Annotated in this window: 3 protein-coding genes; all 3 read left to right on the top strand. The window is 71.7% G+C overall.

Annotated features, from left to right (window positions below):
* Nucleotides 1-102 precede the first annotated feature (102 nt).
* Genes V2J85_RS05010 through V2J85_RS05000 form a run of 3 tightly spaced genes read left to right on the top strand, consistent with a single transcriptional unit; the run spans nucleotide 103 to nucleotide 24,483 of the window.
* The gene (locus V2J85_RS05010; protein WP_330820717.1) at nucleotides 103-7,392 is read left to right on the top strand and encodes an amino acid adenylation domain-containing protein; all 7,290 of its coding nucleotides are present in this window, start codon (nucleotides 103-105) and stop codon (nucleotides 7,390-7,392) included.
* Nucleotides 7,389-23,612, top strand: a complete 16,224-nt coding sequence (locus V2J85_RS05005) for a non-ribosomal peptide synthetase/type I polyketide synthase (RefSeq protein ID WP_330820716.1) — start codon at nucleotides 7,389-7,391, stop codon at nucleotides 23,610-23,612. The genes V2J85_RS05010 and V2J85_RS05005 overlap by 4 nt, the downstream gene beginning before the upstream one ends.
* Nucleotides 23,605-24,483 carry a proline iminopeptidase-family hydrolase gene (locus V2J85_RS05000; RefSeq protein WP_330820715.1) on the top strand — a complete coding sequence of 293 codons (879 nt, stop codon included), beginning with the start codon at nucleotides 23,605-23,607 and terminating at the stop codon, nucleotides 24,481-24,483. The genes V2J85_RS05005 and V2J85_RS05000 overlap by 8 nt, the downstream gene beginning before the upstream one ends.

Raw genomic sequence — 24,483 nt, 5'->3', positions numbered from 1 at the left:
TTTCTACGTTTCCTTTCTCGATACGGATAGAAGTGTACGGGGGCTCTTTGCGGACCCTTCCCCGTGCGCTGCATTTGTCATGGGAGCGGGGGAGATCCGCAAATGAAGATTCTCCATGTGCTGGTCGGGCCGGAGTTAGGTGCGCTCGGGCCCGAGATCGCCGAGTACTTGGCGGATGCCGGGCACTTCGTCTATCTCCGGGCGGGCGATCCGGTCGGGTCGGAGGAGTGGCGCAAGCACTTCACGCACAATGCGAGCGTGGTCGACGAAGACGGTTTGGCCGGTCGGCGGATCGACTGCGTGGTGGGTTTCTCCGGTGCATTGCGGGGAGTCGAGGCGCCGGTTCTGGTACCGGAAATCCAGGCCTTGGGGAAGGCGCCGGCCGTCGACTGTTATCTGCGGACTCCGCGGCAGGAGGCGCTGGTGCGGAGCACCGCCGTCCTGGGCGCCCCCTCGCTGAGCGCCCTGCGCGGCGCGCTGCTGGACGTCTGCGTCGACGCGCTGATCCGCCTCTCCCGGGAAGGCGCGGAGCAGCTGGAGTTCGTTCCGCGGGACCAGGAACGCCCCCATGACCTGGCCGCCTACCTGGAGATGGCAGCCACGGCGGAGGAACTCGCCGCCGCGGCGCGGGCGGCGGAACGGCATCCGGAGCGCTGTGACCTCGCGGAGCTCCTGGGCGCCGAAACGGGCGAAGGTCGCCCGCCCATGACAACCCTGCGGTACGAGATTCCGGAGCGGCATCGCGCGGCCTTCGACGCGACCCGTCTGGAATGGCTCGCCCTCGCTCTGCAGATGCTGCTGAATTCCCGTAAGGCCGGGCTCTACGGATATGAGCTGCGCACTCCGCAGGGGTGCATACGCAGCTATCCCGAGGTGGAGCGTGCGCTGCGGGTCGATGCTCTCGACGAGCGTGTCTCCGCGGCCCGCCCGGCGGTCTGCGCCAATCCCTTCTACGATGTCGACGCGGTTTTCGGTGACAGCTGGAATCCGCGGGTCGAGGTGTGCTGGGACGTTTCGCGAGGGGGCGACGAGGACGGTGAGCGTCTTCCCGCGCTGCTGAGCCTGCGGGCCGACCAGGACGGCTGGGTGCTGGAGGTCGTGGCTCCGGCCGGGCTGCCGTTCCTCGCCGTGCTGCCGGAGCACCTGGACGGGTTCTTCGAGGTGGTGGACCGGTTCGCCGAAGGGGACCTCCCCTTCGGGGCGTTGCTGGCGCTGCCCGTCGAGCTGCGTGCGCGGCTCGACGAGGAACGGGTGCGCACCGACGCCCCCTACCGCGACGACCGGCCCATCCACCGGCTGATCGAGGAGCAGGCCGCCCGCCACCCGGATGCGGCCGCGGTCGTCTGCGGCGAGACCACCCTCAGCTATCGGGAGTTCAACGCGGCCGCCAACCGGTTCGCCCGGCTGCTGCACGCCCGGTACCGGGTGGCGCCCGGCGATCTGATCGCGTTGTACCTGGACCGTACGGAGAACCTGCTCATCGCGGCCGTCGCGGCGCTGAAACTGGGCTGTGCCTATGTGCCGTTGGACCTGAATTCCCCGCTGCGGCGCACCGCCGGCATCCTGGCCGACAGCTCGCCCGCGCTGGTCGTCAGCGACCGGGCGCATGCCGAGCGGCTGGCGGGGAGCAGTGCGGGCGCCTCCGTGGTCGCCATGGACGCCGATGATCTTCTCGCCGTATGGGCGGCGGACGCGGACCCGTCCCTCTCGGGTGAGGACCTCGACACCCCGGTCTCCGCCGACGACCTCGCCTATGTCATCTACACGTCGGGCACGACCGGCCGGCCCAAGGGCGTCGCCGTCGAGCACAAGAGCTATCTGAACATCGCGGACGACATCGGCCGGTGCATCGACTTCCGGCCGGGGGAGCGGATGCTGGCGGTGACCACCATCGCCTTCGACATCTCCACCCTGGAGATCTTCATGCCGCTGCTGCACGGCGGCACGGTGGTCCTGGCCGGCCGCGCCGACCTGCTCGACGTCGGCAAGCTGATCGACCTGATCGAACAGGGCGTGGCGATCGTCCAGGCGACCCCGTCACTGTGGCACCTGATCACCCAGAGCCTCGACGGCAAGCGGCTGCCCGTACGTGCGCTGTGCGGCGGCGAGGCGCTCTCGCCACAGCTCGCCGCCGTGCTGGCGGCCTCCGTCGACGTCTGCTGGAACGTCTACGGGCCCACCGAGACCACCGTCTGGTCCACCCGCCACCTGCTGACGCCCGACGCCCCCGAGCCGCTGATCGGCCGGCCGGTCGCCAACACCCGCGCTTACGTCCTCGACGAGGAACTGCAGCCGCTTCCGCCGGGCGTGGCCGGTGAGCTGTACATCGGTGGCAGCGGGCTGGCGCGCGGCTACCTCGGTGCGCCGGAACTGACCGCGAGCCGGTTCCTCACCCCGCCGCCGGCAACGTCCGGCGACGGCCCGTCCGTACCCGAGGAGCGCATCTACCGCACCGGCGACCTGGTCCGCGCGCTGCCGAGCGGCGACCTCCAGTTCATCGGCCGCAACGACTTCCAGATCAAGCTGCGCGGCCACCGGATCGAACTCGGGGAGATCGAGAGCGCGCTCCAGGCCCACCCCGCCGTCGAGCAGAGCCTGGTCACCGTCCACGAACCGGCCGCGGCCCAGGGCGACGAGGGGCGCTTCCTGGTCGGCCACTACGTCGCCGCGGAACCGGTGGCGCAGGAGGAGCTCCAGCAGCATCTGGCGGACCGTGTTCCCGACTACATGGTGCCGGCCGTGCTCATCCACCTGGAGAGCATGCCGCTGAACGTCAACGGCAAGATCGACCGCAGCCGGCTGCCGGACCCGTCCGCGTACCTCACCGGCGGCTACCTGGCGCCGTCCGGTGAACTGGAGACCCGGCTGTGCGAGATCTGGGACGAGGTCCTCGGCGTCACGGCCAAGGGCGGCCGGGCCGTCGGGGTCACCGACGACTTCTTCGGCTTCGGTGGCAACAGCATCCTCGGCATCAAGCTCGTCAACAAGATCAACAGTGTGCTGGGCTGTGACATCCGCATCCGGGACCTGTTCCGCGAGAAGACGATCCGCAGCCTGGCGCCGCTGGTCGCCGGCAGCCTCGGGGACTTCGCCTACCGCGACTTCGTGCTCGACGGCACCGACACCGCCGAGCTCCACGAGCCGTTCCCGCTCACCAACGTCCAGCAGACCTACTACCTCGGCCGGTTCAACAGCTTCGAGCTGAGCAGCGTCTCGACGCACGTCTACAGCGAGTTCCAATACCGGCACGTCGACCACGCGCGGCTGGAGGAGGCGTACAACGGTCTCATCCGGCGCCACCACGCGCTGCGCACGGTGATCACCGACGGACAGCAGCGCTTCCTCGCCGAGGACGAGGTCCCCCGCTACCGGATCGCCTACCACGAACTGCCGGACCAGGACGCCCTGGAGCGGCTGCGCGGCACCTACTCGCACAAGCTCTACGACCCCGAGGAGTACCCGCTCTTCGACGTCGTCCTCAGCCGCCTCGACGGCATCTACCGCCTGCACATCAGCTTCGACGCGCTCATCATCGACATGGGCAGTTTCGACATCCTCTTCGACGAGTGGGCCCAGCTCTACGCCGACCCGCAGCGCTGTCTGCCCGACCTCGGCATCAGCTACCGGGACTACGTGCTGCAGTACGAGCGGGTCCGCGACAGTCCGCTGATGCGCGCGTCCCAGGAGTACTGGGAGGCCAAGGCGGACGACTACCACCTCGACCTCAGGCTGCCGCTGCGGGCCCGCCCCTCGGACGTCGCCGCCCCGGTCTTCCGGCGGAAGAGCAAGGTGATCCCCGCCGAGGTGTGGGACGCGCTGTCGGCGAAATGCGTCCGGCACGGCATCAGCCCGACCGCCCTCGTCGTGGAGCTCTTCAGTCGGGTCCTCGGGCAGTGGAGCGGCCAGGACCGGCTGTGCATGAACCTCACGCTCTTCAACCGGCTGCCGCTGCACCCCGACATCAACGGCGTCATCGGCGACTTCACCGTCCTCGAACTCTTCGACTACCGGATCGACCGCGAGCTGGGCATCGCCGACAAGCTCCGCCGGACGCACGGCGAACTGCTCCAGGACGTCGACCACAACCTCTTCGACGGCGTCGACTTCCAGCGGCTGCTGAAGACCCGCCATTCCATACCCGTCAGCAAGATCGTCGCGCCGGTCGTGCTGACCAGCACCCTGGGCGCCAAGGGCAACGCGAGCATGTTCGAACTGCCCCTGGACGACGGCTATCTGGGCATCGACCACGCGATCTCGCAGACCCCGCAGGTGTGGCTCGACAACAAGGCGTACGAGACCGACGAGGGCTTCGTCGCCGAGTGGGACTACGTCGAGCAGCTCTTCGACCCCGCGGTCATCGACGCCATGCACGACGGCTACTGCCGGCTCATCGAACAACTCGCCGCCCTGGACTGGGAGACCGGCCGCTTCCCGTCGCTGCCGGTGCCGGCCGAGGACCTGGCGCTGATCGAAGCGGCCAACGCCGCACACCAACCGACCAGCGAGCACACCCTGTTCAGCCTCTACGAAAGCCGGCTGGACGAGGCCGGGCGCCGGCAGAGCACGGCCGTCGTCGACGCGGCCACCGGACGGACGTACACCTACGACCGGCTGCACGACGACTCCATCCGGCTCGCCGGGGCGCTGCCGGCCCCCGGCACACTGCCCGGTCGGCCCGAGACCCTCGGCGTCCTCGCCGAGAAGGGCTACCTCCAGGTCGTCACCACGCTCGCGGTGATGAAGGCGGGCTCGGCGTACGTGCCGATGAACGTGGAGTGGCCCGGCGCCCGGATCGGTGAGGTCCTCGAATCGGCCGGTACCCGGACGCTGCTGGTCTCGCGCGGGCAGTGGGAGCGCGCGGACGTGCGCGCCCTGGAATCGGTGTGCCGTCTGCTGGTGATCGAAGACCTGCTGGAGCGGGAGCCGGTCGCCGAGCCGGCGCTGCCCGCGGTGGCCGCGGACGACGTGGCGTACGTGATCTTCACCTCGGGGTCGACCGGCCGCCCCAAGGGCGTGACGATCAGCCACCGCGGCGCCGTCAACACGCTGCTCGCGGTGAACGAGCGGTTCGGCGTGTCGGCGTCGGACCGGGTGCTGGCCCTCTCGGAGCTCAGCTTCGACCTGTCGGTATGGGACCTGTTCGGCACCCTGGCCGCCGGCGGGACCGTCGTCTTCCCGGCGCAGGCCGAGACCAAGAACCCGGCGCACTGGGTCGAACTGGTCGAGCAGCACGGGGTCTCGGTCTGGAACAGCGTGCCGCAGCTCGCCGGACTCCTCGTCGACCAGGGCGGACGCCTCGACTCCCTGCGGGCCTTCCTGCTCAGCGGAGACTGGATCCCCACCGGTCTGCCGGACCGGATCCGGGCCGTGGCGCCGGACGCGGTGGTGATGAGCCTCGGCGGCGCGACCGAGGGCAGCATCTGGTCGATCTGGTACGAGATCGGACAGGTCGACCCGGGCTGGAGCAGCATTCCGTACGGCGTGGCGATGCCGAACCAGCGGATGTACGTGCTGGACGCCGAGGGCGAGCACTGCCCGGTCGGGGTGATCGGCGAGATCCACATCGGTGGTGCGGGCGTGGCGCTGGGCTACTGGCGCGACGAGGAGCGGACCGCCGAGCGCTATGTCGAGCATCCCCGGCTGGGCCGCCTCTACCGGACCGGCGACCTCGGACGCTGGTCGGACGCCGGCCACATCGAGTTCATCGGCCGCAACGACTTCCAGGTCAAGCTCAACGGCTACCGCGTGGAGCTGGAGGAGATCGCCGCCAAGATGACCCGGCTGCCGGGCGTCGACCGGGCGGTCGCCCGCATCCAGTCCGGCGAGGAGCACGACCGGCTGGTCGGCTACCTGGTCCCGGCCGGCGACCACCGGCCGCTGACCGGGGACGGCGACCCGGACCTGGACAAGGAGGCGTTCCTGCTGGGTGCGCCCGGCGTGCTGGCGACCGCCGAGCCCCGGGTCCCCGCGGCCGGCCGGCCCGACCCGGCGGCGTACGTCCGGGCGAAGAGCTACCGGCACTTCCTCGATGCGGCGGTCGACCCCGCACTGCCGCAGAACCGTTACGCCGAGGTCCTGGCGTCCGCCACGGCCCGCCCGACGCGCGGCCGGGCCCGGCTCGGCCCGGGCGACTGGGCGGAACTGCTGAGTGTGCTGACCGCGGTCGAACTGCCGGACCGGGCGCTGCCGAAGTACCGCTACCCGTCCGCGGGCAGCAGCTACGCGGTGCGCACCTTCCTGCAATGGGCAGGGGAGGGCGAGCACCTCTACCACCACCCCCTGACCGGCGAGCTGTGCGCACACCGCCTCGACGACCTCAAGGTGCGGTCCGGGGAAGGGGCGGACGAGCTCCAACTGGTCCTCCACCGGCCGGCGATCACCCCGCTGTACGGCGACCGGTCGGACCGGCTGGCCCGGCTGGAGGCCGGGCATATGCTCGCCCTGCTCACCGAGGCCCTGGACGCGCGCGGCATCCCGTACCGGGTGGTGCCGGAGGAGCGCCGACTGGACGACGAGCACAGCCTGCTCTGCCGCATCGTCCTGAGCGGCGACGGCACCGGCACCGACGGCGACCACGACAGCGGGTCCGGCGGCGGCTTCCGGCCGATGCCGCTCCAACTCTCCTGCTTCGTACGGGAGATGGACGGGGCCGGATATGCCGAGGCCGGCGGTGGGCGTCGCTATGACCCGGACCTGCTGCCCGTCTTCGACCGGGTCAGCGACGTCTACGCCATCCTGCGCCGCGCCCGGTGCCTGCTCGCGCTGGAGAGCGGCCCGACCGACGGTGACCTCGCCACCGGTCTGTCGGCCGGGTTCCTCTTCCAGCGCCTGAGCGAACGGCTGCGGGCCGACGGGCTGGGAACCTGCCCGCTGGGCCTGCGGATCACCGACGGCGGCGTCTACACCATGGCCGTGGGCGCGGTCGACGAGGCGGCGTTCACCGCGCCGGACAGCCCCGCCGAGCCGCTGACGCTGACCGCGGCGGTCACCGAGGAACTCGCCCGAGCCCTCCCGGACTACATGCTGCCCGGCGGTTACGCCGTACTGGACGCACTGCCGCTCAGCGCCAACGGAAAGCTGGCCGCCGACCGGCTCCCGCCCGTCGAGTTCGCCGGCGTCCACGTCGAGCCGTCGACCGACCGGGAGCGCGCCCTGGCCGCGGTCTGGGCGGAGATCCTCGGCCGCCCCGCCGCCGCCCTCAGCGCCAACGACAGCTTCTTCTCGGTCGGGGGCAACTCGCTCGCCGCCATGAAGCTGGTGCGCCTGCTCCAGCGGGACCTGGGGATCGAGCTGAGACTCCGGGACCTCTACCAGAACGACACGATCATCAAGCTTGCGGAGCACGTCGGCGCCGCCGAGGTGGTCGCCGACCGCGAAGAAGGAGAGCTGTGAACCCCGAGCTGGAACTGCTGAACGACCTCCGGGCCGCTCGCGTTCTCGTCTGGAACAAGGGCGAGGACCGGCTCGGCTTCTCCTTCCCGCAGGACACCGGCTTCCCGCAGGAGCTCAAGGACCGGGTCAAGGAGGGCAAGCAGCGGCTGCTGCCCCTGCTCGCGCTGAACGGCATCGACTCCGAGGAACAGGCCCGGCAGGCCACGCACTACAGGCTGCCGGACGACGCCCACGACAGGTCGCTGCACTCCATCCAGAAGGGCATGTACCTGCAGAGCCGCATCGACGAGCTCGGGTACACCTACACCATCCCGCTGTTCGTCGAGCTCACCGGCATCGACGCGGACGCGGCCGAACGCGCGGTGCGGGCGCTGCTCGCCACGGAGCCGGTGCTGCGGATGCGCGTCCACGAGGATCTTTCGTACGAGCTGCTGCCGGCGGACTCGTACGACATCGCCCGGACCCGGCTCGCCGCGGGGGAGCTGGACGCGCTGCGGGAGGAGCGGGCCCATACCGCCTTACCGCTGGCCGACGGACGGCTGATCCGGCCCGAGATCATCGAACTCACCGACCGCCCGGACGTCGTCGTCGGGCTGACGCATCATCACATGCTGTCCGACGCCTACTCGATGGAGCTGCTCGCCGACCGGCTCGCGGCGCTGCACGAGGCGGAGAACGGCGCATTCGCCGCCGCCCGCGAGCCGAACTACTTCGACCTCACCGCCCAGCAGCAGATCGAGCTCGCCCGGCCCGCCTACACCGCACTGCGCGAGCGGCTCGCCGGCCGGCTGGCGGCCGCCGAGAAGCTGCGGCTCAAGCGGCGCCCCGCCCGCGGGGCCGACAACCGGGCCGAGACCCTGGTCCACGAGCTGCCGCCCGAGACCTGCCGGGCACTGAAGGAGCTCGCCGGGCAGCATCGGCTGAGCCTGTACTCCCTGCTGTTCACCGGCCTGTACCACACACTGGGCAGCTTCGCCGGCGGGCAGCGGGACTTCGCCGTCGGCATCACGGTCGCCAACCGGCCGCCCGCCTTCCAGTCGGCGATCGGCCCGTTCATCAACACGCTGCCGCTGATCCCGGAGTTCCGCGGCGAGGACCGCTTCCTGGACAACGCCCGCCGGGTCAACGACGACGTCATCGAGCTCAACCAGCACCACCAGCTCAACCTGAACATGCTGACCGACGCGCTGCCGGGCGGTGCCGCCGACCTGGCCGATGCGCTGCAGGTCCTCTTCACGATGCACAACTTCACCCGGCCCACCCGGTCCGGTGCCGCACCCGGCCACCGCGTGCTGCCCTACCGCGACCTCGCGGAGAAGTTCGGCATCTCGGTCATCGCCAAGGAGGACGGCGACCGGGTGACCTTCACCGTCACCTACGCCGAGGCACGCTACGAACGCGCCTATGTCGAGGGCCTCTTCGACACCTACCTCAGGGTGCTGCGGTCGGTCGCCGAAGCGGGGGCCGACGCCCCGACCGACGGCCTGGACCTGGTGGGCCCCGACGGGCTGCGGCAGCTCGACGGGTGGAACGCCACCGAGCTGGACCACGGGCCGGTACGCACCGCGGTCGAGATGTTCGAGCGGCAGGTGCGGCGCACCCCCGACGCCGTCGCCGTCATCCATCGCGACCGGCGGCTGAGCTACCGGGAGCTCGACGAACGGGCCAACCGCCTGGCCCGCTGGCTGGTGGCGGAGCACCAGGTCTCGCCCGGCACCCTGGTGTGTCTGCTCCTGGACCGCAGCGAGCACATGCTGATCTCAATCCTGGCCGTCATGAAGGCCGGCTGCGCCTATGTGCCCGTCGACCCCGACGCCCCCGACGAGCGGCTCCGCTTCCTGCTCTCCGACACCGGCAGCCCGCTGCTGCTCACCGACGAGCGGCACCTCTCCCGGTGCACGGGGGCAGGGCTGCCGGTACCCGTGGCATCCGTCGACGGAACCGCCACCGCGGACCAGCTGGCCCGGCAGACCGCCGACGCCCTCGCGCTGCCGCTCACCGGCGCAGACCTCGCGTACGTCATCTACACCTCCGGCACCACCGGCCGCCCCAAGGGCGTGCTGTGCGAGCACGGCGGGCTGGTCAACCGCATCCAGTGGATGAACCGGGCCTTCCCGCTCGGTCCCGACGACCGGGTGCTCCAGAAGACGCCGTACGTCTTCGACGTGTCGGTGTGGGAACTGCTGTGGGCCAACTGGTTCGGCGCGGCCGTGGTCTTCGCCGACCCCGGCGACCACAAGGACCCGTACGCCCTGATGGGCCTCGTCGAGCGCGAGCGGATCAGCGTGGTGCACTTCGTGCCGTCGATGTTCGGCGTCTTCCTGGAGGCCGTGGAGGCCGTGGAGGCCGTGGAGGCCCTGGAGGCCCCGGAGACCTCCGCGGGACCCGCGCCGGACGGACTCGCCGGCCTGCGCTACGTCTTCTGCAGCGGCGAGGAGCTCAAGCCCGAGCAGGTGCGCGCCGCACACCGGCTGCTGCCCGGCGCGGCCCTGCACAACCTCTACGGCCCGACCGAGGCGTCCATCGACGTCCTCCACCACCCCTGCACCGGCCCGGTGGCCGACACCGTGCCGATCGGCACGCCCATCGACAACACCCAGGTGTACGTGCTGAACCCGGCCCGCAGGCCGCTGCCCGCGCAGGCGATCGGCGAGCTGTACCTCGGCGGCGCCGGCCTCGCCCGCGGCTATCTGAACCGCCCGGAGCTGACCGCCGAGCGCTTCGTCGACAACCCCTTCGGCGCCGGCCGGCTCTACCGCACCGGCGACCTCGTACGACGGCTGCCCGACGGCACCGTCGAATTCCTCGGCCGCAACGACTTCCAGGTCAAGATCCGCGGCTACCGCATCGAACTCGGTGAGATCGAGGCCGCGTTGGCCCGCCACCCCGGTGTCCGGCAGGGCATCGCCGTGGTCCGCCAGCCCGATCCGCAGCGCCCCGAACACAAGCAGTTGGTCGGCTACTACCTCGCCGACCGGCCGCTCGACGAGGCCGCGCTGCTCCGGTCGCTGCACGCCACCCTGCCGTCCTACATGGTCCCCGGCGCGCTGGTGCACCTGACCGCCGTGCCGGTCACCGTCAACGGCAAGCTCGACCGCAAGGCGCTCCCGGATCCCGGGGTTACCGACACCGGCGCCTCCGAGCGCGTCGCCCCGGCCACCGAGCTGCAGGAGCAGCTGTGCGCGCTGTGGGCGGAGTGCCTCGGCCTCGGCGCCGACGAACTGGGCATCCGCGACGACGTGACCCGGCTGGGCATGGACAGCATCGTCGCCATCCGGCTCGCCAGCCGGATGCGCCAGCGGCTCGGGGTCGCGATCGGCGTCCGGGACCTGTTCTCGCTGCCCACCGTCGAGGCGTTCGCGGACTTCGTGGCGCAGCAACAGCAGGCCGTGACAGGCCCGCACACCGAGACCCGGACCGAGCAGGGCACCCTCGACGGAGAGCTGGCGCCGCTGCCCATCCAATCCTGGTTCTTCGCACAGGACTTCGCCCGCCCCGAGCACTGGAACCAGTCCTTCCTCCTCCGTACGCCCGCGCTGGACCACGAGCGGCTGACCGCGGCGCTACGCGCCCTCGTCGAACGCCACGACGCCTTCCGGCTGCGGTACCGGGACACCGCCGGCCCGATCCCCGTCCAGCACTACGACCCGGAGGCTCCCTTCCCCGGCGTCCACGCGCTCGACGTGCGCACCCTGCCGGGCACCGAGGGCAGCCCCGAGTTCACCGACGCGCTGCACCGCACGCTCACCGACTGGCAGCGCGGCTTCGATCTGACGCAGGGGCCGGTCTGCGCGCTGGGCCATCTGCATGGCTACGCCGACGGCAGCAGCCGGGTGTTCTTCGCCCTGCACCACCTGATCACGGACACCGTCAGCTGGCGGATCCTCGCCGACGACCTGCGCGCGCTCCACGACGGCCGCGAGCTCGGGCCCAAGGGCACCAGCTTCCGCCAGTGGAGCCGGGCGGTGGCCGAGCACGCCGAGGCACGGCCGGAACAGCGGGCGTACTGGGAGGAGTTGCTGGCCGACTTCCGGCCGGACGAGTCCGAGCGGGCGCCCGACGGCCCCGCCCGCGCCGAGGAGTTCACCCTCGACGAGCAGCACACCCGCGACCTGCTGGGCGCGGCGCACCAGGCCTACCACACCCGCATCGACGACCTGCTGCTGACCGCGCTCGGCCGGGCCCTCGAAACCCTCGACGGCGGCCGCACCCACCACGTCCTGCTCGAAGGGCACGGCCGTGAGGACCTCGGCGCCGCGCTCGACGTCAGCGGCACCATGGGCTGGTTCACCACCCTCTACCCGGTCCGGCTGCCCCTGGCGGACGACCTCGGCGCGAGCCTTCGCGCCGTGAAGGAGAGCCTGCGCGCGGTGCCCGACCGGGGCCTCGGCTTCGGCCCGCTGGTCGGCTACCGGGACCGGCCGCTGCCCCGCATCTGGTTCAACTACCTCGGCCAGCTGGACGGTGAGCGGTCCGGTGACGACGACTGGCGACTGGTGATGGAGGACGCCGGCGAGACCGTGCCGGCGGACAACGCCTCCGGCGCCCTCGTCTCGGTCTTCGCCTACGTCACCGAGGGCCGCCTGCACCTCCGCGTCGACAGCCGGCTGGACGCCGAGGCCACCCGGACGCTGGCCCGTTCCCTCGAAGCGGCCCTCGTGGAGATCATCGGCCACTGCACGACACGGACCGCGGTGCGCTACACCCCCAGCGACTTCCGCGAGGTCACCGGCGAGGCCGAGCTGACCGCGCTGCCGCCGGGCGTGGGCGCCGACCCGGCCGGCTGGTTCGACATGACCGAGATCCAGAAGGCCTATCTCGTCGGCCGGCTCGGCAACTACGAGATCGGCAACGTCGCCAACCACGTCTACACCGAGCACCTGTACCGCGAGCTGGACCCCGCCCGCCTCGAGGAGTCGGTGAACCGGCTTGTCGCCGAATGCGACGTGCTGCGCACCGTCTTCAGCTACGAACGGCTCCAGCAGCGCGTCCTCGCCGCCGCCGACGTCCCGCGCTTCCGCGTCCCGGTCCACGACTTCACCGCACACGACTACGACCCGGCGCTGCTGAGCGAGGTCCGGGAACGGCTCTCCCACCAGCTGTACGACCCGGAGCGGTTCCCGCTGTTCGCCTTCGAGGTGAGCCGCTTCCGCGACCGCAGCGTGCTGCACATCAGCTGGGACCTGATCATCCTCGACGTGCAGAGCAGGCTCGCGGTGCTGCGCCGCCTCGACGACCTCTACCGCGGCACCGAAGCGCGCCCGGAGCTGCCCCGCGCGAGCTTCAAGGACTACCAGGACTACACCGGCCTGCTGAAGAACTCGGCCTGGTACGAGGCGGACCGCGCCTACTGGCAGCGCAAGCTGCCCGACCTCCCGCTGCGCTGCACGCTGCCGTTCGCCCAGTCGCCCGACACCGTCGATCACCCGCGCTTCGGCGAGCACACCCGCCATGTCGCGCCCGAGGTGTGGGAGCGGTTCAAGGAGCAGGCGCGCCGGCACGGGGTGTCCACGTCCTCCGCGCTGCTCAGCCTCTTCGGCAGCGTGATCTCGTACTTCTCCGGTGCCGCGGAATTCCCGCTCACCCTCACCCTGTTCAACCGCTACCCCGTCCTGGACGGCACCGAGTCCCTGCTCGGCAACTTCACCTCCACCGTGCTCTTCCACTACGCGGACCGGGGCGCCGACATCGAGGAACTGACCCGGCGCACCCACGACGTGCTGTGGGAGGACATCAGCCATGCGCTCTACTCGGGTGTGGAGGTCCAGCGCGACCTGAGCAAGCTGCACGGTCTCGACACCACCAAGGCCGTCTCCCCGATCGTCTTCACCGGTGTCGTCGGCAACGAGGCCCGTGACTTCGAACGCGGCGCGTACCTGGACGACAGCGAGCTGGTCGAGGGCCGGCACTGGAGCGCGCAGACCTCACAGGCGTGGATCGACCTCCAGGCCATCGAGGTCGCGGGCGGCTTCATGAGCAAATGGCTCTACGTCGAGCAGCTCTTCGACGAGGCCACCATCGACCACCTCAACGCCCTCTACTGCCTGCTCATCGAGCGCCTGGCGGACGGCGACTGGGCGGCCGGACTGCCCCGCGACGCCTATCTTCCGGACGCCGACCGGGCCCTCATCGCCGCCGCCAACGGAGCCGAGGCCGCACCGGACGAGCACACCCTGTTCGGCCTCTACGAGGACCGGTACCGCACCGAGGGCCGGCCGGAGGCACCCGCCGTCATCGACGCCGGCACCGGCCGCACCCACACGTACGGCGAGCTGACCGAGCAGACCCGCACCCTCGCCCTGCGGCTGCGCGGCGAGCTGACCGGGCCCGCCGGGGAGCGGCTGGTCGGCGTGCTCGCGGAGAAGGGCTACGGCCAGGTGCTGGCCACCACCGCGGTCATGAAGGCCGGTCTGGGCTATCTGCCGCTGCACGTCGACTGGCCGGCCGGCCGGGTCGCGGAGATCCTCGACCAGGCCGGGGCCCACACGCTCCTGGTCTCTCGCGCGCAGTACGAACGGGCCGACGTGCGCGCCCTGGACGCCCGCCTGCTGGTCATCGAGGACCTGCTCGACCAGGGCCAGGACCCGGCGGGCACCCTGCCGGAGGTGCACCCCGACGACGTCGCCTACGTCATCTTCACCTCCGGATCCACCGGCCGCCCCAAGGGCGTGACGATCAGCCACCGCGGAGCCGTCAACACAGTCCTGGCGGTGAACGAACGCTTCGGCATCACCGCCGAGGACCGGGTGCTGGCGCTGTCCGAGCTCAGCTTCGACCTGTCGGTCTGGGATCTGTTCGGCACCCTCGCCGCCGGCGGCACCATCGTCTTCCCCACCCAGCAGGAGACCAAGAATCCCGCCCACTGGGCCGAGTTGGTGGCCCGGCACCGGGTCTCGGTCTGGAACAGCGTGCCGCAGCTCGCCGGACTCCTCGTCGACGAGGGCGGACGGCTGGACTCCCTGCGCGCCTTCCTGCTCAGCGGTGACTGGATCCCCACCGGCCTGCCGGACCGCATCCGCGCGCTGGCCCCCGAAGCGGTCGTGATGAGCCTGGGCGGCGCCACCGAGGGCAGCATCTGGTCCATCTGGTACGAGATCGACGAGGTCGACCCGTCCTGGAGCAGCATCCCCTACGGCGTGGCCATGCCCAACCAGCGGATGTACGTCCTCAACGACCAGGGCGAACACTGTCCGGTCGGCGTCATCGGCGAGATCCACATCGGCGGCGCCGGCGTCGCCCTCGGGTACTGGCAGGACGCGGAACTCACCGACCGGCGGTACATCGAACACCCCACCCTCGGCCGGCTCTACCGCACCGGCGACCTCGGCCGATGGTCCCGCGCGGGACACATGGAGTTCATCGGCCGCAACGACTTCCAGGTCAAGCTCAACGGCTACCGGGTGGAACTCGGCGAGATCGAGAGCGTGCTCACCCAGGACCCGCGGATCTCGCAGAGCGTCGTCCTGGTCAAGGAGGACGACACCGGCGCCGGCCGCCCCCGCCAGACCCTCGTCGGCTACTACGTCGCCGACACCGCCCTCGACCCCGCCCAGCTGCGCGCACAGCTCTCCGCGAGCCTGCCGGAGTACATGGTCCCGGACGTCCTGCTGCACCTGTCCGAGCTGCCGCTGAGCCCCAACGGCAAGCTGGACCGCGGCGCGCTGCCCGCACCCGAGGCGGCGGCCGCGGCCGACCACGTACCGCCGCGCACCGACCGCGAACGGGAACTGCGGGACGCCTGGGCCGAAGTGCTGGGCATCCCCGCCGAGCGGCTCGGCATCACCGACGACCTGATGCGGCTCGGCATGGACAGCATCATCGCCATCCGCCTGGTCAGCCGCCTGCGCAAGCAGTTCGGCATCCAGGCCCAGGTGCGCGACCTGTTCACCCACCGCACGGTGGAACGGTTCCACGACCGGGTGGTGGCCGCCGCCGGTACGCCCGCCGGACCGGCCGTCCGGGCCGAGCAGGGCACCCTCGACGGCGAGGTGCCGCTGCTGCCCGTCCAGTCGTGGTTCTTCACCCAGGACCTCGCCCGGCCGGCGCACTGGAACCAGTCCTTCCTGATCCGCACCCCGGAACTGGAACTGCCGCGTCTGGAGGCCTGTCTGCGCGCACTGGTCGACCACCACGACGCCTTCCGGCTGCGCCACGACACGACCGGCACCCAGGGGCCGCGGCAGCACTACGACACCACCGCCCCGGTCCCCGCCCTGCGCGTGCTCGACGTGCGCGACCTGCCGGGCGGCGAGGGCACACCGGAATTCGACGCGGCGCTGCACCGCACGCTGACCGACTGGCAGGCCGGCTTCGACCTGACGGCCGGACCGGCGTACGCCTTCGGCTGTCTGCACGGCTACGCCGACGGCAGCAGCCGGGTCTTCCTCGCCCTGCACCACCTGCTCGTCGACACCGTCAGCTGGCGGATCCTCGCCGAGGACCTCCACACCCTGTACGAGGGCGGGGAACTCGGCGCCAAGGGCACCAGCTACCGCCAATGGACCGCGGCCGTGACCGCACACGCCGAGCGGAACGCCGACGAGCGGACCTACTGGCAGGAAGTACTCGCCGACCTCGGCGAGCAGCCCGTCCTCCGGCAGGACACCGGCGTCCCGGTCGAAACCGAGCTCACCCTCGACGAGGAGCGCACCGCGCTGCTGCTCGACGGCTGCCAGGGCACCTACCGCACCCGCGTGGACGAGTTCCTGCTCGCCGCCTTCGCCCAGGCACTGTCCGACCTGACCGGCCGGACCGTCAGCCACCTGATGGTCGAGGGGCACGGCCGCGAGGAACCGGACGAGGCAACGGACATCAGCCGCACCCTCGGCTGGTTCACCACCCTCTACCCGGTGCGGCTGACCGCGTCCGACGAACCGGCCGCCGCCCTGACCTCGGTCAAGGAGACCCTCCGGGCGGTGCCCGGCAAGGGCCTCGGCTACGGTCCGCTGCTCGGCTACGACCGGGCGCTGCCGCGGGCCTGCTTCAACTACCTCGGCCGGCTCGACACGGCCGGCGACAGCCTCTGGGAGCCCACCGGCGAACCGTCCGGTGACTGGTCGGACCCGGACAACCGACTGTCGTACACGATCAGCGCGGTCGCCATGGTCAGCGACGGACAGCTGCGGTTCACCCTCCACTCCCGGCTGCCGCAGGAGGACACCGAGCGGCTGGCCCGGGCGTTCGCCCGACGGCTGGACGACCTCGTCGAGGCGACGGCGCGCAGCCCGCGCACGTACCTGACGCCCAGTGACATCGGCGGACTGCTGCCGCAGGAGCACCTGGACCGGCTGCAGGAGCACGGCGAGCTCGACGGCGTCTTCGCCGCCACCGGCCTCCAGCAGGGCTTCATCCACCACGCCCTCACCCAGGGCGATGTCGACGACGCCTATCGCGTGCAGGCGGTCTGGGACTATGCGGCGGAGATCGACCCGGTCCTCTACCGCGCGGCCTGGGCCCGGACCCAGCAGGCGTTCAGCGCGCTGCGGCTGCGCTTCGACTGGCGCCATGAGATGGTCCAGGTCGTCGACCGGGAATCCCGGCTGACCTGGGAGTACGTCGACCTCAGTGACCACGACGACCCCGACGGGGCCTTCGCCGCACTGCTGGCGCGCGACCGCGGCATCCCCTACGACCTGGGCGCCGGCGGACTGTTCCGGGTCCACCTCGTCAAGCGGGCCGCCGACCACTTCACCTGTGTCCTCAACACCCACCACGCCATCCTCGACGGCTGGAGCAGCCCGCTGCTGCTGCAGGCGCTGCACACCTGCTACCTCGCGCTGCGCGCCGGTGAGCCGGCCGTACTCCCGGCGGAGAACTACGCCGAGATCCAGCGCCATCTGCACCGGCACGCCGACGACCACCAGGCGTTCTGGCGGCGCTACGTGGCCGGCGTGGAGAACGGCTGTGACCTCGGCGGACTGCTGAACGGCAGCTCCCGGCACGTCGACCTCGGCACGTACAAGCACCTGCGCAGCCAGGAGCAGCGGACCCTGCCGCTGCGTCCGGAACTGCTCGCGGCGCTGCGGTCCGTGGCCCAGCAGCACGGGGTCACCACCAACGCCGTGCTGCAGTACGCCTGGCACAAGGTGCTGAGCGTCTACGGCCACTGCGACACCACCGTCGTCGGCACCGTCCTCGCCGGCCGGGACCTCCCGGTCGAGGGCATCGACACCTCGGTCGGCCTCTACCTCTCCACCGTGCCGCTGATCGCCCGCCACGACACCGGCGCCGACAGCCTGATCGAGGAGGTCCAGCGGCTTCAGGAGGACATCCACGAGATCGGCCGGCGGCCCGTCGTGGATCTCGCGGCCCTCCAGTCGGGCGGCCGCCGGCTCTTCGACAGCCTCTTCATCTACGAGAACTACCCGGAGGTCACCGACGCCGAGCACGAGCGGCTGCTGCGCCCCCGGTTCGTCTCCCGGCACCAGAAGCGCGACTACCCGCTGGTCGTCTCGGTGACCGAACAGGGCGACGAGGTCCTGCTCACCCTCGACCACGCCGGTGAACTCTTCGCGCCCGGAACCGCCGAACGGCTGCTGGCCGGCGTCGAGTCGGTGCTGCAGCGCTTCGCGGACGCCCCCGACAGCTCCCCGGCGGACCTCGCCCCGGCCGACGACGCCGACCTGGAACGCCAGCGGCAGTGGAACGACACCGGCACCGCGGAACCCGCCGAGCCCGTCATCCACCGCGCCTTCGAGGCCCAGGCCGCCCGTACGCCCGAGGCCCCGGCCGTGCACCACGACGGCCGCACGCTCAGCTACGCAGAGCTCAACGCGGCCGCCAACCGGCTGGCCCGGGTGGCCCGCCGACACGTGGCGACCGCGCCGGAGGAGCCCGTTCTGCTCCTCCTCGACCGCGGTGCCGACACCCTCGTCGGCCTGCTCGCCACGCTCAAGGCGGGCGCGGCCTACGTACCGCTGGACCCCGGCTACCCGGACGAGCGCACCACCCGCATCGTCGAGAGCTGCGGCGCCAGGCTGCTGCTCACCCACTCCCGGCACCGGGAGCGGGTCAGGGCGCGCTGGCCCCAGCTCACGGTGCTCGCCCTGGACGACCCGCAGACCCTCGCCGACTGCGCCGCGGAAAGCGCCGGCAACCTGGACCTGCCGGTGGCCGCGGACGCCCTGGCGTATGTGCTCTTCACCTCCGGCACCACCGGACAGCCCAAGGGCGTGATGGTCGAACACCGCGCGTACACCGCGACGACGGCGGCCATGCGGGACCGGCACTTCCCCGGCGCCGGCCCGCTGCACACCTTCAGCATGACCAACTACGTCTTCGACATCTTCGGCCTCGAATACGGGCTGACGTTGCTCGGCGGCGGCAGCATCGCCGTCGGCGACCACCTCTTCACGGAACTGGACTGTTCGGCGTACGACTTCGTGCAGCTGACGCCCAGCCTGCTGGAGATGAAGCTGGACGCGCTGCACGGTACCGGCCGGACCCGGCTGCTCGTCGGCGGCGAGAAGCTCGAACGGCACCTGCTGCACGCCGCGTTGGCGCGCTGCCCCCGCGTGGTGAACGTCTACGGCCCGACCGAGACCACCATCTGGTCCACCTCCCGCGAGTACCTCGCCGCGGCCGAGGACCGCCCGGAGGTGACCCTCGGCCGCGCCCTGCCGAACGAGCGGGCCCACGTCCTGGACGCCCGGCTGCGGCCGCTGCCGGTAGGCGCGACGGGTGAGCTGTACCTGAGCGGCGACGGGCTCGCCCGCGGCTACTTCCACGACCCCGACCTGACCGCGGCGCGGTTCCTCGAAAGCCCGCTCCACGGCCGGCTGTACCGCACCGGCGACCTGGCCCGCTGGCTGGACGACGGCGAGCTGGAATTCGTCGGCCGCGTCGACACCCAGGTCAAACTGCGCGGCCACCGCATCGAGCTGGGAGAGGTGGAGAGCGCGCTCGCCGCCTTCCCCGGGGTGCGGCAGAGCGCGGCGATCGTCGGGACCCTGGACGGCGGCCCGGACACCTCGGCCGGCGCCCGGAGCCTGATCGGCTACTACGTCGCGGACACCCCCCTCGACGAGCCGGCGCTCCGGGCCCACCTGGCCGGGCTGCTGCCGGAGCACATGCGGCCCGCCGCGCTGATGCACCTGACCGCCCTGCCGCTGTCCTTCAGTGGCAAGCTGGACGTCAAGGCGCTGCCGCGGCCCGCCCGTCGGAGCACCGGCCGGCCGGTGGCCCCGGAGGGGGAGACCGAGCAGATGCTCGCCCGGCTCTGGTGCGAGGTACTCGGCGTGGACGAGATCGGCGTCCACGAGCGGTTCTTCGAGGCCGGCGGCAACTCCATCCTGCTCACCAAGCTGCACGCCCGGCTGCCGGAGGACATCCGGAGGACGCTGAGCCTCACCGACCTGTTCGACCACCCGACCGTCGCCGCACTCGCCGCGCACCTCGACGGCCCGCGCGACGGCGAGGCCCGGCCGGACCGCGCACCGGCCGCGCGCGGCACCGCGGAGCCCGGCGGGGCGGACATCGCCGTCATCGGCATGGCCGGCCGGTTCCCGGACGCCGACACCCTGGAGGAGTACTGGCGCAACCTGACGGCCGGTCATGAATCGGTCGTCCACCACAGCCGGGAAGAGCTGCTGGCCGCCGGCGTCCCGGAGGCCGAGCTCGACCAGCCCGGATACGTCCGGGCGCAGAGCCGGCTGCGGGACATCGCCTCCTTCGACGCGGAGTTCTTCGGCTACTCCCGCCGCGAGGCCGAGACCATGGACCCCCAGCACCGGGTGTTCCTGGAGTGCGCCTGGCACGCCCTGGAGGACGCGCACTGCGACCCGTACACCTACGAGGGCGACATCGGGCTGTACGCGGGCGCGGGCCAGAACGACTACGCCCTGGACCATGTCCTGCCGGGCCTGGAGGACGCCGATCTGGCGACCCGCTACCAGGCGATGATCAACAACCAGGCGAACTTCCTGTGCACCAAGGTCGCCTACAAGCTCGACCTGACCGGGCCCGCGGTGACCGTGCAGACCGCCTGCTCGACCTCCCTGGTCGCCGTGCACCAGGCGTGCACGGCACTCCTGGCCGGGGACTGCGACATCGCCATGGCCGGCGGCGTCTCGATCGGCAAGCTGGGCACCGAGGGCTACGTCCACCAGGACGGCATGGTGTTCTCCCCCGACGGCGCCTGCCGTGCCTTCGACGAGGCCGCCCAGGGCACCGTCGAGGGACAGGGCGTCGGCATCGTCGTCCTGAAGCGGCTCGACCGGGCGCTGGCCGACAACGACCCGATCCGCGCCGTCATCAAGGCCACCGCCCTCAACAACGACGGCCGGCAGAAAGTCGGTTACACCGCGCCCAGCCGGCAACGGCAGGCCGCGGTGATCCGCACCGCCCACCGGAAGGCCGGCATCGACCCGGCGACCATCAGCTACATCGAGGCACACGGCACCGGCACCGCCCTCGGGGACCCCATCGAGGTCGCCGCCCTGCACGAGGCGTTCGCCGAGGCCGACGTGCCCGCACAGCGGATCGCGCTGGGCTCGGTGAAGACCAACATCGGCCACCTCGACGTCGCGTCCGGCATCGCCGGACTGATCAAGGCCGTGCTGTGCCTGGAGCACCGCACCCTGGCCCCGACGCTGCACCACACCACCCCCAACCCCCGCCTGGAGCTGGAGAAGGGCCCCTTCTACGTCAACACCGCCTGTACGCCCTGGACCAGCGAGCACCCGGTGCTGCGGGCCGGCGTCAGCTCCTTCGGGATCGGCGGCACCAACGCCCATGTCGTCCTGGAAGAGGCACCGGCCGCTGCGGCGTCCACCAGGACGCCGGCCCGCTCGCAGCAGCTGCTGATGCTGTCGGCGCACTCACCGGAGGCGCTGGCACAGCGGTCGCGGGACCTGGCGGAGCATCTGACCACCCACCCGGACGTCCCGCTCGACCGGCTCGCGTACACCCTGCACACCGCACGGCACCGCTTCCGGCACCACCGCGTCGTCGTCGGCGACAGCCGGACCGACCTGGCCGACAAGCTCGCCGCCGAGGAGCGCGAGCCGATCACCTGGCAGGAAGGACGCCCGACGGTGTTCCTCTTCCCGGGCCAGGGAGCCCAGTACCAGGAGATGGGACGGGCGCTCTACGACAGCGAACCGGCCTTCCGGGCCGAGGTGGACCGCTGTCTGGAGATCCTCCGGCCACTCCTCCCCGAAGGCGTCGACGAGGCCGATCTGCTGGGCCGCACCGCGCGCGTGGGGGACACCCGCTACACCCATCCCGCGCTGTTCATCGTGGAATACGCGCTGGCCCGCTGGTTCATCGGCCTCGGCGTCCGGCCGGCCGCGATGATCGGGCACAGCCTGGGCGAGTACGTCGCGGCCTGCCTGGCGGGCGTGTTCTCGCTGGAGGACGCGCTGACCCTGATCCTGGAACGCGGCCGGCTGCTCGCCGGCACCGGCGCCGGGGCGATGCTCGCGGTCCCGCTGCCCGCCGAACGGATCCGGCCCGTGGCGCACCGGCACGGCCTCGACCTCGCCACGGTCAACGACGCCATGAGCTGTGTGGTCTCCGGCCCGCCCGAGGGCATCGAGGCGCTGACCGCGGAGCTCGCCGCCGACGGGATCACCGGGCGCCGGGTCGCGGTCTCGCACGCCTTCCACTCCCGGCTGCTCGACCCCGTACTGGACGAGTTCGCCGCCGTGCTGGCACGCACCGAACTCCGCGCGCCCACCGTCCCGTTCCTGTCCAACCTGACCGGTGACTGGGCCGACCCCGCCCAGGTGACCCGCCCCGAGTACTGGACGGCGCAGCTGCGTGGCACGGTGGAGTTCCACCGCGGACTGGCCACGCTGTACGGGGACGTGCGCACCCGGGGCGCCGTCCTGCTGGAGCTGGGCCCCGGCGGGATCCTCACCCGGTCGGCGCGCGGCCACGAAGCGCGCACCGACCACCTGGTGGTCCCGGCCATGCCGCGGGCCGCCCGGGCCGACGAGGAACCGGCCACCGTGCTGACGGCCCTGGGCACGGCCTGGGCCGCGGGCGTCGACGTCGACGCGGCCGCCTTCCACGGCCTGACCGCCCGCGACCGGGTGCGGCTGCCCGGCTACGCCTTCCAGCGGCACGAGCACTGGATCGACCGCTCCGGCACCGCGGCGGTCACCCCGTCGAGGGCCACCCCGGCCGAGGCGCGGCCGACGGCCGGAGAACCGGCCGCGGCGGTCGCGGAGGACGAGGTGAGCACCGTTGTCGCGGAAGCCTGGCGCGCCGTCCTCGGCGTCCGGGACGTCCGGCCCGACGACGACTTCTTCGCCCGCGGCGGGGACTCGCTGGCCGCCGTTCAGCTCGTCGCCCGCATCCGGCAACGGACCGGCGTCCGCCTGGAGTTCATGGCCCTCGAACAGCACACCCCCCAGGCCGTCGCGGAGCACCTGGCCGCACACCTGGCGAACCGGTTCGCCCCCGCGGCCGCGCCGTCGGTCGTCGTCGTCAAGAAGGGCGAACCGCAGTCCCGGCCGCCCCTGGTCCTGGTCCACCCGATCGGCGGCGATGTGTACTTCTACCGCGAGCTGGCCGGCTGCCTACCGGACGACCAGCCGGTGTACGCACTCCGCTCGCCCATGCTGGACGGCACCGCGGAGCTCGGCACCATCGAGGAGATGGCCGCGCACTATCTGGAGCAGCTCACGGAATTCGGCCTCCAGGCCCCGTTCCGGCTCGGCGGCTCCTCGTTCGGCGGCATCGTCGCCTACGAAATGGCCCAGCTGCTCGACGCGCGCGACGGGTACCGCCCCGAGGTGGTGCTGATCGACAGCCCCGCCCACGGCAACCTGCCCGCCGAGATGTCCGGCGAGGACATCCTGGACTACCTGTTCCGCTACGGCCTGGCCCGGCTGGACTTCCCGATGGCCGAGCTCGAAGCGCTGCCCACCCTCGACGAGAAGATCGCCTACCTCGCCGACAAGTCCCGCGGCACCGAATTCGAGGAGATGCTCTCGGCCGAGTTCCTGCCCCGCTACCTGCGCACCTGGCAGCGGCACGGCCGCGCCATGCACGGATACGTCCCGCGTCCCTACGCCGGCGACCTCGTGTACTTCGCGCACCAGGAGGAGATCCCGGAGTTCCCCGCGGACCAGGCCCGGCACTGGCGCCGGCTGGCCGCCGGCGGCTGGACCGAGGTGCCGGTGCCCGGAAACCACCTCAGCATGAACGGGCTGCCGCACATCGCGACGGTCGGCGCCCACCTCGCAACGACCCAGGGAGAAGACGGTGAGTGAGCAGACGAACGGGGCACTGTGCGCCGTCCCCGGCGGCCGGATCCGGTACGAGATCCTCAACCCCGGCGCACCCGGCACGCCGGTCGTGACCGTCCACGGCGGCCCCGGCACACCGCACGACTATCTGCGCCCGCTGGCCGACCTGCTGCCGGGCCACCCGGTGGTCGTCTACGACCAGCTGGGCTGCGGCCGCTCCGAGCGGCCGGCCGACCCGTCGCTGTGGCGGCTGGACCGCTTCGTCGGCGAACTTGGCGCCCTCCTGGCCGAGTTGGACCTGCCGCGATTCCATCTGCTCGGGCACTCCTTCGGCACGATGATCGCCGCCGAGTACGCCTTGCGGGGCGGCCCGCACCGCCCCGAGTGGCTGGTGCTGGTCTCCCCGGTGCTCAGCGTCCGCAAGTACGAGGACGACATGCGGCAGCTGCTGTTCCGGCTGCCGCCGGACACCGCCCAGGGCCTCACCGACGCCCTGCGCACGGGCCGGTACGACACACCGGAGTACGTCGACGCCGCAATGGTCTTCGCCGAGCGGCACATGTGCCGCACCGAATGGCCGGACACCCTGCTGGACGCCACCATGGACACCGCCGCCGCGGTGCGCGACACCATGTGGGGCCGGACCGAGTTCCAGGTGACCGGCAATCTGCGGTCGTACACCTGCACCGACCGGCTGGGCGGCCTGTCGGCCGACACCCTCATCCTCTGCGGCGAGCACGACTTCGTGCCGCCGCGGGCCGGCCAGGCGTACGCCCGGGCGATACCGGGCGCCGACACCGCGGTCATCGCGGGCGCCTCGCACATGCCCCATCTGGAGTCCCCCGAGCTGTTCGCCAAGGAGCTGCTGGCCCGCATCGACGCAGGTCGTAAATGA

Origin of the sequence: Streptomyces bugieae (assembly GCF_036352915.1) — a bacterium.
GTDB lineage: Bacteria > Actinomycetota > Actinomycetes > Streptomycetales > Streptomycetaceae > Streptomyces > Streptomyces endophytica.
Note: the sequence above shows the minus strand (reverse complement) of the source record. Positions and strands in the feature narration are given on the sequence as shown.

What these genes read in the sequence shown, in the direction of transcription:
- V2J85_RS05010 (WP_330820717.1), top strand. Translation starts at nt 103, where the DNA reads ATGAAGATTCTCCATGTGCTGGTCGGGCCGGAGTTAGGTGCGCTCGGG.